This is a genomic window from Dermatobacter hominis, assembly GCF_020715685.1.
GTDB classification, from domain to species: Bacteria; Actinomycetota; Acidimicrobiia; order Acidimicrobiales; family Microtrichaceae; genus Dermatobacter; species Dermatobacter hominis.
The window spans coordinates 1268862-1284752 of the sequence record NZ_CP085840.1 but is presented as its reverse complement, the minus strand read 5'-3'; the positions used below and the strand labels follow the sequence as shown (position 1 = coordinate 1284752).

Here is a 15891-nt window from a genome sequence, read left to right as displayed (position 1 = left end):
TCACCCGCAGCGGAACCCGCCGAGGGCATGTGTGACGTCAGTCTCGCGCCTAGGCCGCCGGGGCGCCGGGCGGAGCGGTGCCCGGGTCGTCGGGGGTGCGTGCCGCCGCGGCGGAAGGACGGCGTGCGCCGAGGCGCCAACGGATGAGCAGCGGGGCGACGATCGTCGTCGCCAGGACGACGACGACGATCGCCGCGTAGCGGTCGTCGTCGAGCACCGCGGCGCCGAGCCCGGTCGCCGCGAAGGCCAGCCCGACCTCGCCGCGGGGCACCATGCCGATCCCGACGAGCAGCCGGTCGACCGCCCCGCCGCCGACGCCGAGCCCCGACACCGCCTTGCCGACGACGCCCACCGCGAACAGGACCCCGGCCAGGACCAGCACGGTGGAGGAGCCGAGCGCGCCGAGGTCGACGTCGATGCCGACCGCGACGAAGAAGACCGGGACGAGCAGCGCTGCGATCGGGGCGACGCCGCGGCTGATCCGCTCGGCCTGGTCGGTGCGGGCGAGCAGCACGCCGGCGACCAGCGCGCCGATGAGCGGCGCGAGCTCGGCGCGGGCGGCGCCCTCGGCGAGCAGCAGCATGAGCACCAGGCCGGCGAGGAGCGGGACGTACCCGCCGGCGCCCGTGCGGCCGATCCAGGCGAACACGGGCGGCACGAGCCGGATCCCGACGACCATCGACACGACCAGGAACCCGCAGGCCAGCAGCAGCGACAACGCGGTCGCGCCGAGGTCCACGCCGCCGCCGGTCGCCACCCGGAGCACCACGCTGAGCACGAGCAGGCCGAGGACGTCGTCGACGACGGCGGCACCCAGCACGATCCGGGCCTCGGTGCCGTCGAGCACGCCGGCGTCGGCGAAGGTCCTCGCCGTGATGCCGACCGAGGTGGCGACGAGCGCGGCACCGAGGAACAGGGCGGTCGTGGAGTCGACGCCCAGGGCGACCGCGGCGCCCCAGCCTGTGGCGAACGGCACGACCACGCCGATCACGGCGACCCGCACGGCCGGCGTGCCGACCGCGCGCATCTCGGTCGTCTCGAGCCCGAGGCCGACCTGCAGCAGCAGCACGAGCACGCCGAGCTCGGCCAGGAGCGCGAGCCCCTCCGACGGCCCGACGAGGTCGAGCGCCGACGGGCCGAGCAGGAGTCCCGCCGCGATCTCGCCCACGACGGCCGGGATCCCGACCGCCTCGGCCGCGCGGCCCGCCACGACCGCGGCGAGCAGCACGAGCGCGAGGCTCAGCAGCTCCACGTGCGCCCCGTCACCGGGGCCCGGTCCAGCTGGCTGCCCTCACGGTCGCTCCCTCCGCTGCCGGTCGGCTCGTCGGTCGGCCGAAGTCAGGCGAGGCGCTCGATGACGTGGTCGATGCAGCGGGTCAGCTGCGCGATGTCCTCGGGGTCGATCGCCGGGAAGAGCGCGACCCGCAGCTGGTTGCGGCCGAGCTTGCGATAGGGCTCGGTGTCGAGGATGCCGTTGTCGCGCAGCACGGCGGCGACGGTGGCGGCGTCGATCTCGTCGTCGAAGTCGATCGTCGCGACCACGTGCGAACGGGCCTCGGGGTCCTTCACGAACGGCGTGGCGTGCGGGTGGGCGTCGGCCCAGTCGTAGATGGTGGCGGCCGAGCGGTCGCAGCGGCCGGCGGCGAACTCGAGCCCGCCGTTCTCCAGGATCCACATGACCTGCTCCGTCGCGAGGAACAGGGTGGCGAGGGCCGGCGTGTTGTACGTCTGGTCCTTGCGCGAGTTCTCGAGGGCGATCGACAGGTCGAGGAACGCCGGCACCCAGCGGTCGCTCGCCGAGATGCGCTCGATGCGCTCGATCGCCGCCGGGCTGCACGCCGCCAGCCAGAGCCCGCCGTCGGAGGCGAGGCACTTCTGCGGGGCGAAGTAGTAGACGTCGGTCTGGGACGGGTCGAAGCGCAGGCCGCCGGCGGCCGATGTGGCGTCGACCAGGACGAGCGCGTCGCCCTCGGTGCCGTTCGGGCGCTGCAGCGGCATGGACACGCCGGTCGACGTCTCGTTGTGGGTCAGGCAGTACGCGTCGATGCCGTCCATCGGGACCGCCTCGGGGTGGTGGCCGGGATCGGTCTTGATGATCTCGGGCTGCCCGATGTGCGGGGCGGTGGTGGCGGCCTTGGCGAACTTCGAGCTGAACTCGCCGAAGTCGAGGTGCTGGCTCCGCTCCTCGATGAGCCCGAACGTGGCGGCGTCCCAGAACGCGGTCGTGCCGCCGTTGCCGAGCAGCACCTCGTAGCCGTCGGGGAGCGAGAACAGCTCGGCCAGCCCGTTGCGCAGCTCGCTGACCTTGAACCGGACCATCGCCTGGCGGTGCGACGTGCCCATGAAGTGCGGGGCCGAGCCGGCGAGCATCTCGATCGCGTCCGCCCGGACCTTGGAGGGCCCGCAGCCGAACCGGCCGTCGGCGGGGAGGAGGTCGTCGGGGAGGGAGATGTCAGGCGTGCTCACCGGCACAGTCTGCCCCGACCGGCCGACGCGCCCTTCACGCCTTCCCGTGGCCACCCGTCACGTCGCTCCGCCACCTGGCACCGCTCCTGCCCCGTTCCTGCGTGGGTTGCCGTCGCTGAGCGACGGAGGCCGACGCAGGAACGGCGCCGCCGGGCAGGCGAGCCGGGCCGTTCGGGGCGGGGAACCCGTGAGGAGGGCGGTCGTGGGGCCGGGTAGCGTTCGAGACCATGAGCGCCCCCACCACTACGGGTCGGATCTCCCGACGCGTCGCCGGCATCGCCCCGTCCGCCACCCTCGCGGTCGACGCCAAGGCCAAGGCCATGAAGGCCGCCGGGGACCCCGTCATCGGGTTCGGCGCAGGGGAGCCCGACTTCCCGACGCCCGAGCCGATCGTGCAGGCCGCCATCGCCGCCTGCAGCGACCCGAAGAACCACCGCTACACCCCGGCGCCGGGCCTGCCCGAGCTGCGCGAGGCGATCGCGGCCAAGACCCTGCGGGACTCCGGCGTGACCGTCCAGCCCTCGCAGGTCGTGGTCACCAACGGCGGCAAGCAGGCCGTCTACGAGGCGGTGCTGGCCGTCGTCGACGACGGCGACGAGGTCCTGCTCCCGGCGCCGTACTGGACGACCTACCCCGAGCCGATCCGTCTCGCCGGCGGAGAGCCGGTGGTCCTGTCGACCACCGAGGACACGGGCTTCCGCGTCACCGTCGACCAGCTCGAGGCCGCCCGCACCGAGCGGACCAAGGCCCTGGTCTTCGTCTCGCCGTCGAACCCGACCGGAGCGGTGTACCCGCGCGACGAGATCGAGGCGATCGGCCGCTGGGCGCTCGAGCACGGCGTCATCGTCATCACCGACGAGATCTACGAGCACCTCGTCTACGACGGCCACGAGCACCACTCGATCCTCGCCGTCGTGCCCGAGCTCGCCGACCAGACGATCATCCTCAACGGCGTCGCCAAGACCTACGCGATGACCGGCTGGCGCGTCGGCTGGCTGATCGGCCCCGACGACGTCGTGAAGGCGGTGTCGAACCTGCAGAGCCACCTCTGCTCGAACGTGGCGAACGTGTCGCAGCGCGCCGCGCTCGCGGCGGTCAGCGGTGACCTCTCGGCCGTGGCGATGATGCGCGAGACGTTCGACCGCCGCCGCCGGGTCATGCACGGCATGCTCAACGACATCGACGGCATCACCTGCCTCGAGCCCGAGGGCGCCTTCTACGCCTTCCCGAACCTCACGGGCCTGCTCGGCCGCGACCTCGGCGGCGAGACGGCGTCGACCACGCTCGAGCTCGCCGACCTCGTGCTCGACAAGGCCAAGGTCGCGTTCGTGCCGGGCGAGGCGTTCGACGCCCCGGGCTACGGGCGGTTCTCGTTCGCCCTGGGCGACGAGGACCTCGAGGAGGGCATCGCCCGCATCCAGCGGCTCGTGGCCGGCTGAGCCGACCGAGCACCACGCGGCGGACGGACAGGTGCCGGGACACGACGGGCGGACCGACGGCGAGGACGGCACGCCCGTGATGCCGTCCGCGCCCGCCACGGTCCCGTTCGGCTCCTGGCCCTCGCCGCTCTCGCCGAGCGAGGCGGCGGGCGGGGCGGTCCGGGTGTCGTCGGTGGGGCTGGCGGTCGCCGACGACGGCTCGACCACCATCCGCTGGAGCGAGCAGCGGCCCGACCTCAACGGTCGCATCGTCGTGTGCCGGGCGCCGGTCCCGACCGGTGACGAGCCCGCCGTCGAGGGCGTGATCGAGGGGCCGGCGGAGATGTCGGCCCGGAGCGGCGTGAACGAGTACGGCGGCGGCTCCTGGTGGGCCGATGGCGATCAGCTGTTCTGGACCGAGGGGCTGAGCGGCGGGATCGTCACCTGCGACGCCGTCGGCGGCCCGGCCACGCCCGTGACGACCGCGCCGCCGACGTCGCGCGGCTGGCGGCACGCCGCCGGCGTGCTGACGCCGCCCGGCGAGCGGCGCTGGATCGTGTGCGAGCGCGAGGTCCACCCCGGTGCCGAGGTGGCCTCGGGCCCCGGGAACGTGGCGGGCGCCGTCGTCAGCGCGCTCACCGAGCCGGCGAACGAGCTGGCGGTCGTGCCGGTCGACGGCGGCGCGCCCACCACGCTCGTGCGCGACGGCGACTGGGCGGTCGCGCCGGCGCTGTCGCCCGACGGCGCGGTGCTGGCCTGGCTGCGCTGGGACCACCCCGACATGCCGTGGGACGCCGCCGAGGTGTGGGCCGCACGCGTCCTGTACCCCGACGGCGCCGGCTCCGACGGGCCCGACGACCCCGACGACGGCAGCGGGGCTGCGCCCGTGGTCGTCGACGCCCGACGCGTCGCCGGCGGCCGTGCCGGCGCGGCCGCACGAGCGCTCGACCGGCCGATCGCCGCGTGCCTGCCGTCGTGGTCGCCCGACGGTCGCCTCTGGTGGTGCGACGACGCCGACGACTGGTGGCAGCTGCGCTGCGCCGCCGCGCCGGGCCTGCCCGACGAGGGCGCCGGCGACCGCGCCGAGGTGGCGCTCGACGTGCCGGGCGAGGTCGGCGAGCCGCGGTGGATCTCGGGCGGGAGCCGCTTCGGCTTCACCGATGACGGCCGGGTCGTCGTCGCCCTCCTGCACGAGGGGCTCGACTCGGTCCAGGTGTGGGACCCGTCGACCGGCTCGCTCGACCCGGTCCCGTCGCCGCCCGGCGGGTTCACCTCGGTCGAGCACCTGGCGGTGCAGGGCCAGGTGGTGGCCGTCGCCGGCGGCGGGGGAGCGCAGCCGACCTCGGCGTGGTCGGTCGACCTGCGGACCGGGCGGGTGGTCGACCACCGCGCCGGTTCGCCGCACGCGACCCCCACCCTCGAGCCGGCCTCGATCTCGTTGCCCGAGGGCATCTCGTTCCCGACCTCGGGCGGCGAGGACGCCCACGCGCTCTTCTACCCGCCGTGCTCGGCGTCGTCGTCGGCGCCCGAGGACGAGCTCCCGCCGCTCGTCGTGCGCATCCACGGCGGCCCCACCGCGTCGGCCCGGGCGGAGTACTCGACGTCGGTGCAGTTCTGGACGTCGAGGGGCTTCGCCGTCGTCGACGTGAACTACCGCGGGTCCACCGGCTACGGCCGCCGCTACCGGGACCTGCTGCTCGGCGAGTGGGGCGTCGCCGACGTCGAGGACTGCGTCGCCGCGGTGCGGTGGCTGGCCGACCAGGGCAGGGTCGACGGCGGGCGGTGCGTGATCCGGGGCGGGTCGGCCGGGGGGTTCACCGCCCTCGAGGCGACCTGCCGCTCCGACGTCTTCGCCGCCGCCTGCAGCCTGTACGGCGTCACCGACCTCCGGGCGCTCGCGGCCGACACCCACAAGTTCGAGTCGCGGTACCTCGACGGCCTCGTCGGCCCGTACCCGCAGGAGGCGGCCCGGTACGAGGAGCGGTCGCCGCTGTTCCACGCCGAGCTGCTCGACCGGCCGGTGCTGCTGCTCCAGGGCACCGACGACCCGATCGTCCCGCCGTCGCAGGCCGAGGTGCTCCGCGAGGCGCTGCACGCCGGCGGCATCCCGCACGCGCTGATCCTGTTCCCCGGCGAGGCCCACGGGTTCCGCTCGGCCGGCACGATCGTGCGGGCGCTCGAGGCCGAGCTGGCCTTCTACGGCGAGGTGCTCGGCTTCACGCCGGCCGACGACCTCCCGCCGCTGCAGCTCGAGCGCTGACGGGGCCGGTCGGCCTCCGACCGGGCCTGGCGCAGCCCCCACCAACCCCGCCCTTTGGCGGCGGTTTCCGTCGTCAGACGACGGAAACCGGCGCCAAAGCGGGGAGCGCGGGGCGGGAGCGCCGCGGCGGACCGGTCTACGGCGCCGGGACGAGCCGCAGCAGCGAGCCCGGGTTGGCGTCCTGCGCGACCCAGAGCGAGCCGTCGGGCGCCTGGCGGACCGTGCGGAGCCGTCCCCGGTCGGTGAGCCGCGTGTCGATGCCCTGCAGCGTCGAGCCCGAGATCTTCACGAACATCAGCCGGGTGCCCTTGAGGACGGCGACGGCGAGCGCGCCGTTCCACTGCCCCCACTGCGCACCGGTCACGAACGAGGCGCCCGACGGCGCGATCGTCGGGCAGCCGCTCGACCAGACCGCCGGGATGGCACCCGGGATCGACAGGTCGGTCATCGGCTTCGACTCGTCGTAGCCGGAGCCGACGGGGTTCCAGCCGTAGTTGCCGCCGGCGACGATCCGGTTGATCTCGTCGTCGCAGCCGGTGCCGTGCTCCACCTCGAAGGGCTGGCCGTCGGACGGCCGGAACGCCAGGCCCTGACCGTTGCGGTGGCCGATCGAGTACACGTACGGGTTCCACGAGCCGCCGGGGTTGCCGGGCGCCGGTGCGCCCGCCGCCGTCATGCGCAGCACCTTCCCGGCCAGGTTCGTCGTGCTCTGCGGGTAGGTCGGCTGGGCGGCGTCGCCGGTGGTGGCCCACAGCATCCCGTCGGGTCCGAACGCCAGGCGGCAGCCCTGGTGGCGGTTGCCGGCGCCCTGCGGGATGCCGGTCAGGACGGGGGTCTGGCCGGTCAGCGACCCGAGGTCCTCGGCGACGCGGAAGCGGACGATCCGCACGTCGGACACCACGCCGCCGGACCCGTGGTCGTAGCAGGTGTAGATGAAGCGGTTGGTGGCGAAGGCCGGGTCGACGGCCAGGCCCAGCAGCCCGCCCTCGCCCGACGCCACGACGTCGGAGATGGTGGCGACGACCTGACGGGCGCCGCCGACGACGGCCGCGACCCGCCCGGGCCGTTCGGTGACGAGCGGGGTGCCGTCGGGCAGGAACGCGATCTCCCACGGCGTGGTGAAGCCGCCGACGGTCTGGGCCACGCTCACGTCGCCGCCCCCGGCCGGGGGCGCAGTGGTCGTCGTCGGGGGTGTCGCCGGCGGGACGCAGGCGGCCGCCAGAGCCGCCGTCGCCACCGCCACCACGGCGGCCAGCGCCCAACGGGCGCGGCGGCGGGGCGGCATCGGACGGTCACCGTCGGTACGTGCGGATCGTCGCATGTCGTGGGCCCCCTGTGCGGCGCGGTCGGGACGTCCCTACCCCCATCGGCACTCCGCGCCACGGAACTGGAGGGGCCATCGGGCGGACCCATGTCATCTGGCCGCGCCCCGGTCGCTCGGGCAGGATGGGCGCCATGCGAGTACTGGTGAGCGAGAAGATCGCGGACGGCGGCCTGCAGCGGCTGCGCGACGCCGGCCACGAGGTCGACGTGCAGCTGGACCTGACGCCCGAGACGCTGCTGGACGCCGTGAAGGGCGCCCACGCGCTCATCATCCGATCCGCCACCAAGGTGACGAAGGAGGTGCTCGAGACGGGCACCGACCTGGTCGTGGTCGGCCGGGCCGGCATCGGCCTCGACAACGTCGACGTGGCCGCCGCGACCGACCGCGGCGTCATGGTCGTCAACGCGCCGCAGTCGAACACGCTGTCGGCCGCCGAGCACACGATGGCCCTGCTGCTGGCCCAGGCCCGCAACGTCCCGCAGGCCCACGCCGCGCTCAAGGACGGCCGGTGGGAGCGCTCGAAGTGGGAGGGCGTCGAGCTGTCCGACAAGGTGCTCGGCATCATCGGCCTGGGCCGGATCGGCAAGCTCGTGGCCCAGCGGGCCATGGCGTTCGGCATGAAGCTCATCGCCTACGACCCGTTCGTGACGCCGGACCGGGCTCGGCAGATCAACGTGGAGCTCGTCGATCTCGACACGCTGATGTCGCGCGCCGACTTCATCACCCTGCACCTGGCCAAGACACCCGAGACCGCCGGCCTGATCGGTGCCGAGATGCTGGCCAAGGCCAAGCCGACGCTGCGCGTGATCAACGTCGCCCGCGGCGGCATCGTGGACGAGGACGCCCTGGCCGCGGCGATCGCCGACGGCACGATCGCCGGTGCCGCCCTCGACGTGTTCGCCGCCGAGCCCACCACCGAGTCGCCGCTGTTCGAGCTCGACCAGGTCGTCGTCACGCCGCACCTCGGCGCCTCGACCGCCGAGGCCCAGGACAAGGCGGGCGACACGATCGCCGCGATGGTCGAGCTGGCGCTGGCCGGCGACTTCGTGCCCTTCGCGGTGAACGTGAGCGCGGCCGAGGCCTCGGAGAGCGTCCGCCCGTACCTGCCGTTGGCCGAGCGGCTCGGTCGGATCTTCGCCGGGTTGTGCGGTGGTGACGGCGACGGCGCCAGCGGGAGCGGCAACTCGATCGACATCGAGTACCAGGGCCAGATCGCCGAGTACGACACGCGGATCCTCACCCTCTCGGTGCTCAAGGGGTTCTTCGGTGCGACGAGCGGCGAGCCGGTGTCGTACGTGAACGCGCCGCAGGTGGCCGAGGAGCAGGGGATCGAGGTCCGGCCCACGGCGACCACGACCGCCCGCGACTACGTCAACCTCATCACCATCCGCAGCGGTGCCCACAGCCTGGCCGGCACGCTCGTCGGCCTGCGGTCGGTCCCGTCGCTCGTGATGATCGACGACCACACCGTCGACGTGCCGCCGTCCGAGCACCTGCTGGTCGTCCGCAACGAGGACCGGCCGGGGATGATCGGCACGGTCGGCTCCGTGCTGGGCGAGGCGTCGCTGAACATCGACGACATGGCCGTCGGCTCCAACGAGCAGGGGGCCAAGGCGATCATGGTCATCGCCACCGACCGCTCGGTGCCCGACGACGTGGTCACCCGGCTCCGCGGCGTCGACGGCATCGTCTCGGTCTACGCCGTCGGCTGATCCCGCTCTGAGAATCGCCTCCGCCGTTCTGTGATGCTCGATGCGTCGATCCAGGCGTATCGAGCATCACGGAACGGGTGGGTGGGTCAGAAGGGGAGCAGGGCGACGCCGGTGGGCCGCTGGGCGTCGGTGCGCCCGACGCCCGCGTCGGACACCGTCCAGAGGTCGGCGTCGACGACGACCGAGCGCAGGATGCTCCCGTACGCCCCCGGGGTCGGCTCGTGCACGAGCTTCCCGCGGACGGTCAGGACGTCGCCGTCGACGCCGATGACGTAGGCGCCGGTCCAGGGCATGGCGACCGGCCGCCCGACGGTCGGCCCGACCACGCCGCAGTCGGCCCCGGCCGGACAGGCGATCGTGGTCGACGGCACGTCGTCCATCGGCATCGGTTCCGTCGGCATCACCTCACCGGGCATCGAGCACTGGGCGTCGGCCGGGCAGCCGAACCCGCCGTTCGAGGTCATCGGCACGACCGCCTGGCGCCGCACCGGGTCCCACGTGAACGAGTGCGGGTCGTACCCCACCGTCGAGCTCATGCCGGCCTCGACGTAGGAGTCGAGCTCCTTCGGGGCGGTCGGGTCCGACACGTCGAACAGCGTCGCCTTGAAGCCGGTGACGCCACCGGAGCGCTCGTCGGCCTCGGACCCGATGCCGAGCAGCCGGCCGTCACCGATCGGGTGGAGGTACTCCGAGAAGCCGGGCAGCTTCAGCTCGCCGAGCAGGCGGGGCGCCGTGTCGTCGGAGAGGTCGACGGCGAAGAGCGGGTCCGTCTGGCGGAACGTGACCACGTAGGCCCGGTCCTCGATGAACCGCACCGACTTCACCTGCTCGGTCACCCCGAGGTCGTCGAGGTGCCCGACCTCCCGCAGCGTGCCGGCGTCGTCGGGCCGCAGCACCGTGATGCGACCGGCCGTCGTCGAGGCCCGGCCGATGCTCGCCTCCTCGCCGTCCTCGACGGCGACGCCGGGGACGGCCCCGGTCGAGGTCGACGCCGTGGTGACCACCCGCAGGGCACCGTCGCGGTCCGACAGCGAGTACTGGTTCAGCAGCGAGCCGGGCACCAGCCCGCTGCCGGTGTAGGCGGCCGGGCCGTCGGCGGCGAGGTCGAAGCGGTGCACGGCCGTCACCGGACCCTCGGGCCCGTAGGCCGTCGCCGTCGTGTACAGGGCGTCGGTCCCGGCGTACACGGTCTCGACGCCGCCCTCGACGGTGACGGGCGCCAGGTCCGCGAGCGTGTCGGCGACCGTGAGGACCGTGACGCCGTTGCCCGCCGGGTACGCGACGTCGGTCGTCATCCCCGAGCTCGTCCCGCCCCACGAGCCGGACGTGCCGCCGCCCGAGCCGATGGAGGTGGGAGGCGGCGAGAGCACGTCGTCACACCCGCCGAGCGGCTCGCTCCCGCCCAGGGCCGTCAGGCGCTGCGGCAGCAGGCGGGCCGCCTCGGTCGACACGTCGTCAGCGTCGGCGGCCGTCGACGTGGTGGTGGTCGGGACCGTCGTGGTGGTCGAGGTGGAGGGGAGGGTCGTGCCGTCGGGGACGGAGGTGGTGGGCACGGTCGTGTCGGGCACCGTGGTGTCGGGCACCGTCGTCGCGGTGGTCGGCGGCTCGGTGGTGACGGGTGGCGGCAGCGGGACCGGTGCGACGACCGGGCCGCCGATCATCGGGCGGAGCACCACGCGGATGCGGCCGTCGACCATGCGCGTCGCCACCGGCTCACCGGCCACCCGCACCTGCTCGACGAGCGTGGGACGAGCGGGGTCGGCGAGGTCGATCCGGGCGATCTGCGTCGACGGCAGTCCCGTCGTCGGGTCCCAGGCGCCCACCACCGCGACGACCTCGTCGCCGCGGAGGAGGAGCTGGCCGCCCTGGGCGAAGCTCGGCGGCGTCAGCACGAGCTCGCCGTCGACGGAGGGGGAGCCGTCGAGCCCGACCACGCGCAGCACGCCGTCGGAGGTCAGGGTCACCAGCCGGCGGCCGTCGGTCTTGACCAGGTCGCCCTCGTCGACGCCCTGCTCCTGGTTGTTCGTGCCGGCGACGACGGTGCCGTCCGCTGTCGTGTCGCCGGATCCCGCGGCGCGCTGCTCGGTCTGGCCGGCGCGCTGCTGGGCCCCGTCGGCGGCTCCGGCCGTCGGCGCGGCGGCGTCGGCCGGCATCGCCGGCGCAACGGTGGTCGCCGGCCCCGACGACGACGCGGACGCCGACGACTCCGCACCGGCCGCGTCGACGTCGTCGCCGAGCTCCTCGACGGCGCCGCCGCTGTCGGTCGCCCGCTGCTGCCGGTCGATCTCGTCCTGGATGGCCTGCTCGCGTGCCTCGGCGGTCGCGACCAGGTCGTCGCAGCTGCTGGCGCGCACGAGCGAGACGTCGGCCAGCTCGATCGGCTCGCTGCGGAGCCGGCCGACGCCGCCCTCGATGTCCTGCGTGCAGCCTGCGAGCAGGCCCACGGCGGCCAGCCCCACCAGCGCGACGGCGATGGCGCGCCGCCCACCGTGGCTCGTGTTCCCTCCGGTGCCGATCCCGACCCGCATGGCTCCTCCTCGTCACGTTCCCGGCACCTCGGAGGTGCGTCGAGGGGTGTGACGACGGAGCCCGCGCTCTGGTTCCCGACGATCGCCGACCGGTCGGGGACGAGGGCGATCAGGTGGTGGCGACCGGCATCCAGGCGGGGCGCTGCGACTCGAACGCCGTGATCTCGGCCTCGTGCTGCAGCGTGAGGCCGATGTCGTCGAGCCCGTTCAGGAAGCGGTGGCGGACGGCGTCGTCGAGGGGGAAGTCGACCTCGAGGTCGAGGCCCGGGACCTCGAGCGTGCGGCGCTCGATGTCGATCGACAGCTGCAGCGTGGGCTCCTCGGCCACGGCGTCGAGCAGCCGGCGGCCGACCTCCGCGGACACCTGCACCGGGACCAGCCCGTTCTTCGTCGAGTTGTTGCGGAAGATGTCGCCGAAGCGCGGCGAGATGACCGCGGCGAACCCGTACTGCTGGATCGCCCACACGGCGTGCTCGCGGCTGGAGCCCGTGCCGAAGTTCGGGCCGGCGATCAGGATGTTCGCCCCCTGGTGGACCTCCTGGTTCAGCACGAAGTCCCGGTCGTCGCGCCACTCGGAGAAGAGGCCCTTGTCGAAGCCGGTGCGCTCGACCTGCTTGAGCCAGTCGCTCGGGATGATCTGGTCGGTGTCGACATCGGAGCGGTCGAGCGGGACCGCGGTGCCGGTGATGATGCGAACTGCGTCCATGGTGTCGTTCTCTCTTCTCTCGCGCTCGGTCAGTCCAGGTCGGCCGGGGCGGCGAAGTGGCCGGCGACGGCGGTGGCGGCGGCGACGGCGGGCGACACGAGGTGCGTGCGGCCGCCGCGGCCCTGCCGGCCCTCGAAGTTGCGGTTCGACGTCGACGCCGAGCGCTCACCCGGGGCGAGCTTGTCGGGGTTCATCGCCAGGCACATCGAGCAGCCGGGCTCCCGCCAGTCGAAGCCGGCCTCGAGGAAGATGCGGTCCAGACCCTCGGCCTCGGCCTGCGCCTTCACGGCGTGGGAGCCGGGGACGACGAGCGTGCGCACGCCGTCGGCGACCTTGCGGCCCTCGGCGACGGCGGCCGCGGCCCGGAGGTCCTCGATGCGCCCGTTGGTGCAGGACCCGATGAAGATCGTGTCGACCGCGACCTCGCGGAACGGCGTGCCCGCCTGCAGGTCCATGTACTCGAGCGCACGCTCCGCGGCGTCGTGCAGGACCTGGTCGTCGAAGTCGTCCGGCGACGGGATCGTGCCCGACAGCGGGATCACCTGGCCGGGGTTGGTGCCCCAGGAGACGAACGGCTCGATGTCGGCCGCGTCCAGGAAGATCTCCTTGTCGAACGTGGCGCCCTCGTCGGTGACGAGCGTCGTCCAGTCCTCGACGGCCTGGTCCCACAGCTCGCCCTTGGGGGCGTGGGCCCGGCCCTTCAGGTACTCGAAGGTGACCTCATCGGGGGCGATCAGGCCCGCTTTCGCACCGGCCTCGATCGACATGTTGCAGACGGTCATCCGGCCCTCCATCGACAGCGACCGGATGGCGGAGCCGCGGTACTCGGCGATGTAGCCGATGCCGCCCGACGTGCCGAGCTCACCGAGGATGGCGAGGATCACGTCCTTGGCGGTGACGCCGGGTCGGAGCTCGCCCTCGACGTTGACCGCCAGCGTCTTCGGCTTCGCCTGGGGCAGCGTCTGCGTGGCGAGCACGTGCTCGACCTCCGACGTGCCGATGCCGAACGCCAGCGCGCCGAACGCGCCGTGGGTCGAGGTGTGGGAGTCGCCGCACACGATCGTCATGCCGGGGAGGGTGCGCCCCTGCTCCGGGCCGATGATGTGCACGATGCCCTGCTCCGCGGATCCCATCGGGAACTCGACGATGTCGAACTCGTCGGTGTTGGCCCGGAGGGTGTCGACCTGCTTGCGCGACACGGGATCGGCGATCGGGACGTCGATGTCCTGGGTCGGCACGTTGTGGTCCTCGGTGGCGACCGTGAGGTCCGGACGGCGGACGCCGCGGCCGGCCAGGCGGAGCCCGTCGAACGCCTGCGGCGAGGTGACCTCGTGGACGAGGTGCAGGTCGATGTAGAGGAGGTCGGGCTCGCCCTCCGCCGACCGCACGACGTGGCGGTCCCAGACCTTCTCGGCCAGCGTCCGGGGCGCTGCTGGGTTCGTCATCTCGACTCCTGTCGTGGGCGGCGCTCGGAGGCCGCCGGTTGGCCGATCTCACATGTTGAGATACAGTTCCCGACTGATGGAACACATCGTAAGCGGGGTCGGGGTGCTCGACAAGTCGTGCTGGCTGCTCGCCGCGGTCGCCGACGGGCCCTGCACGCTGGCGGAGCTGTCGGAGCGGACCGGCACCTCGCGCGCCACCGCCCACCGCCTGGCCGTGGCGCTCGAGGAGCACGGGATGCTGCGCCGGGGGAGCGACGGGCGCTTCGCCCTCGGGCTGCACCTGGTGACGCTCGGTCGCACCGCCGCCCAGCAGTTCCCGCTCGCCGACGCTGCGTCCGACGCGCTCGCCGAGCTGCGCGATCGGACCGGCGAGTCGGTGCAGCTCTACGTCCGCGACGGCGGCGATCGCGTCTGCGTGGCTGCCCTCGAGTCGCCGCACGGCCTCCGGACGATCGTGCCGATCGGCGCCGCCCTGCCGATGGACCGCGGCTCGGCGGGCCGGGTGCTGACCGGCGAGACCGGACCGCAGGGGTGGGTGCAGACGGTCGAGGAGCGCGAACCCGGTGTGGCGTCGGTGTCGGCCCCGGTGCGGCGGGCCGGCGAGGTCGTCGCCGCGATCAGCGCGTCCGGCCCGATCGACCGGATGGGCCGCTCGCCCGGACGCCGCCACGGCGGATCCGTGGTCGAAGCCGCCCGCGCCGTCGAGACCCGCCTCTGACCCCGCCCCCAAGTTTCTGACGCCATCAGGTGTGCTCTCCGGCCGATCATCGACACGAGAATCCGGGGGCCCCGGATTCTCGTGTCGAGATTGCGTCAGCAGCACCGTCTGGTGGCGTCAGAAACCGCGGGGTCAGTGAACCTGCGGGGGCGGGGATCGGGGGGGGGTCAGCGGTTGTCGCGGTTGCGGGCCTTGTGGCGCGCCACCTGGTTGGCCTGGCGCTCGGCGTCGCGCTCGCGCACCTCGAGGTCGGCCTCGAGCGACTCCAGCTCGGCGACCAGCTCGTGGAACACCTCGAGCCGGTCGGCGCCGACGTCGCCGCGCTCGACCGCGGCGGTGACGCCGCACCCGGGCTCGGTGCCGTGCTGGCAGTCGACGAAGCGGCACTCCTCGGCGTAGGGCACCAGGTCGTCGAAGGCCCGCTCCAGGCCCTCGTCCGCCGCCCACAGTCCCACGCCGCGGATGCCCGGCGTGTCGATCAGCAGGGCGCCGCCCGCGAGCGGGACGATCTGGCCGGCCGACGTGGTGTGCCGGCCACGCCGGTCGCCCTCCCGCACCTCGGCGGTCAGCTGCACCTCGTGGCCGGCGAGTGCGTTGGCGAGCGACGACTTGCCCGCCCCCGACGCGCCGAGCAGCGCCAGCACGTGCCCGGGCCCGGTGACGTCGTCGAGCCCGTGCAGCGTGTCGGGGCGGTGCTTGGAGATCGCCAGCACCTCGACGCCGGGCGCCCATCGCCGCGCCTCGGCGACGGCGGCCTCGACCGTCTCCTCGTCGACCAGGTCGGTCTTGGTGAGCAGGACGATCGGCAGGGCTCCCGACTCCCACGCCAGCACGAGCTCGCGGGCGAGCCGATGCGGGTTGAGCCCGGTGTCCAGCGGCTGCAGGACGAGGACGCGGTCCATGTTGGCGGCCACCGCGCGGGCCTCGGCCAGCACCTGGCCGCGACTCACCCCGGGCGACCGGCGCTCGAACACCGTGCGCCGCGGGAGGATCGCCTCGATGCGCCCGGCCTCGGCGTCGAGCGCGACGACGTCGCCGACCACCACGCGCCGCGCCGACTTGGCGGCGATCACCAGGTGGTCGTCACCCGGCCAGCGCGCCGCGGTGATGCCGCCCTTGTCGATGCGGACGACCCGCGCCGCGACCGTGCCGTCGGGGAGCTGGCCGCCGTCGCGTGCCGCCGCCCATGCCGCGGCCCAGCCCTCGTCCCACCCGGGGGGATCGGTGCCGTCGGCTGCGACCACGCCCGGCAGCCTCGCGCACCGACCGCCGCGATCACCCCGACCCCCTCCGTCCCGCCGCAGCGTGAGCGGA

The 15891-nt window shown here is 74.0% G+C and carries 11 protein-coding genes; 4 read left to right on the top strand and 7 right to left on the bottom strand.

Annotated elements, in window-relative coordinates:
* Positions 1 to 49: 49 nt before the first annotated feature.
* Complete coding sequence (locus LH044_RS05985) at positions 50 to 1252, bottom strand: cation:proton antiporter (RefSeq protein WP_227758889.1); 1203 nt, start codon at positions 1250 to 1252, stop codon at positions 50 to 52.
* Positions 1253 to 1338: 86 nt separating this feature from the next.
* Positions 1339 to 2466: a phosphoserine transaminase gene (gene serC, locus LH044_RS05980; RefSeq protein ID WP_227758888.1), complete on the bottom strand. Its 1128-nt coding sequence runs from the start codon at positions 2464 to 2466 to the stop codon at positions 1339 to 1341.
* Positions 2467 to 2693: 227 nt separating this feature from the next.
* On the opposite strand from serC, the gene LH044_RS05975 reads away from it, so the two are divergent.
* A complete protein-coding gene (locus LH044_RS05975) occupies positions 2694 to 3905 on the top strand; it encodes a pyridoxal phosphate-dependent aminotransferase (RefSeq protein WP_227758887.1) in 1212 nt (403 codons plus the stop codon).
* A 31-nt stretch (positions 3906 to 3936) separates the two neighbouring features.
* Positions 3937 to 6144 carry a S9 family peptidase gene (locus LH044_RS05970; protein WP_227758886.1) on the top strand — a complete coding sequence of 736 codons (2208 nt, stop codon included), beginning with the start codon at positions 3937 to 3939 and terminating at the stop codon, positions 6142 to 6144.
* 136 nt (positions 6145 to 6280) lie between these two features.
* Here the strand turns inward: LH044_RS05970 and LH044_RS05965 are convergent, their stop codons facing one another.
* The gene (locus LH044_RS05965) at positions 6281 to 7429 is read right to left on the bottom strand and encodes a PQQ-dependent sugar dehydrogenase (protein ID WP_227758885.1); all 1149 of its coding nucleotides are present in this window, start codon (positions 7427 to 7429) and stop codon (positions 6281 to 6283) included.
* A 170-nt stretch (positions 7430 to 7599) separates the two neighbouring features.
* Here LH044_RS05965 and serA point away from each other — a divergent pair, with 170 nt between their 5' ends.
* A complete protein-coding gene (gene serA / locus LH044_RS05960; protein WP_227758884.1) occupies positions 7600 to 9180 on the top strand; it encodes a phosphoglycerate dehydrogenase in 1581 nt (526 codons plus the stop codon).
* Positions 9181 to 9266: 86 nt separating this feature from the next.
* On the opposite strand, the gene LH044_RS05955 is transcribed toward serA, so the two are convergent.
* The 3 genes from LH044_RS05955 to leuC form a co-directional block, all read right to left on the bottom strand.
* Complete coding sequence (locus tag LH044_RS05955) at positions 9267 to 11708, bottom strand: beta-propeller domain-containing protein (protein ID WP_227758883.1); 2442 nt, start codon at positions 11706 to 11708, stop codon at positions 9267 to 9269.
* A 109-nt stretch (positions 11709 to 11817) separates the two neighbouring features.
* Positions 11818 to 12414: a 3-isopropylmalate dehydratase small subunit gene (leuD, locus tag LH044_RS05950; protein ID WP_227758882.1), complete on the bottom strand. Its 597-nt coding sequence runs from the start codon at positions 12412 to 12414 to the stop codon at positions 11818 to 11820.
* Between the two features lie 29 nt (positions 12415 to 12443).
* The gene (gene leuC, locus LH044_RS05945) at positions 12444 to 13859 is read right to left on the bottom strand and encodes a 3-isopropylmalate dehydratase large subunit (protein WP_227758881.1); all 1416 of its coding nucleotides are present in this window, start codon (positions 13857 to 13859) and stop codon (positions 12444 to 12446) included.
* Between the two features lie 76 nt (positions 13860 to 13935).
* On the opposite strand from leuC, the gene LH044_RS05940 reads away from it, so the two are divergent.
* Positions 13936 to 14577 carry an IclR family transcriptional regulator gene (locus tag LH044_RS05940; RefSeq protein ID WP_227758880.1) on the top strand — a complete coding sequence of 214 codons (642 nt, stop codon included), beginning with the start codon at positions 13936 to 13938 and terminating at the stop codon, positions 14575 to 14577.
* Positions 14578 to 14744: 167 nt separating this feature from the next.
* Here LH044_RS05940 and rsgA read toward each other — a convergent pair whose 3' ends face one another.
* Positions 14745 to 15821 carry a ribosome small subunit-dependent GTPase A gene (rsgA, locus tag LH044_RS05935; RefSeq protein ID WP_227758879.1) on the bottom strand — a complete coding sequence of 359 codons (1077 nt, stop codon included), beginning with the start codon at positions 15819 to 15821 and terminating at the stop codon, positions 14745 to 14747.
* Positions 15822 to 15891 lie beyond the last annotated feature (70 nt).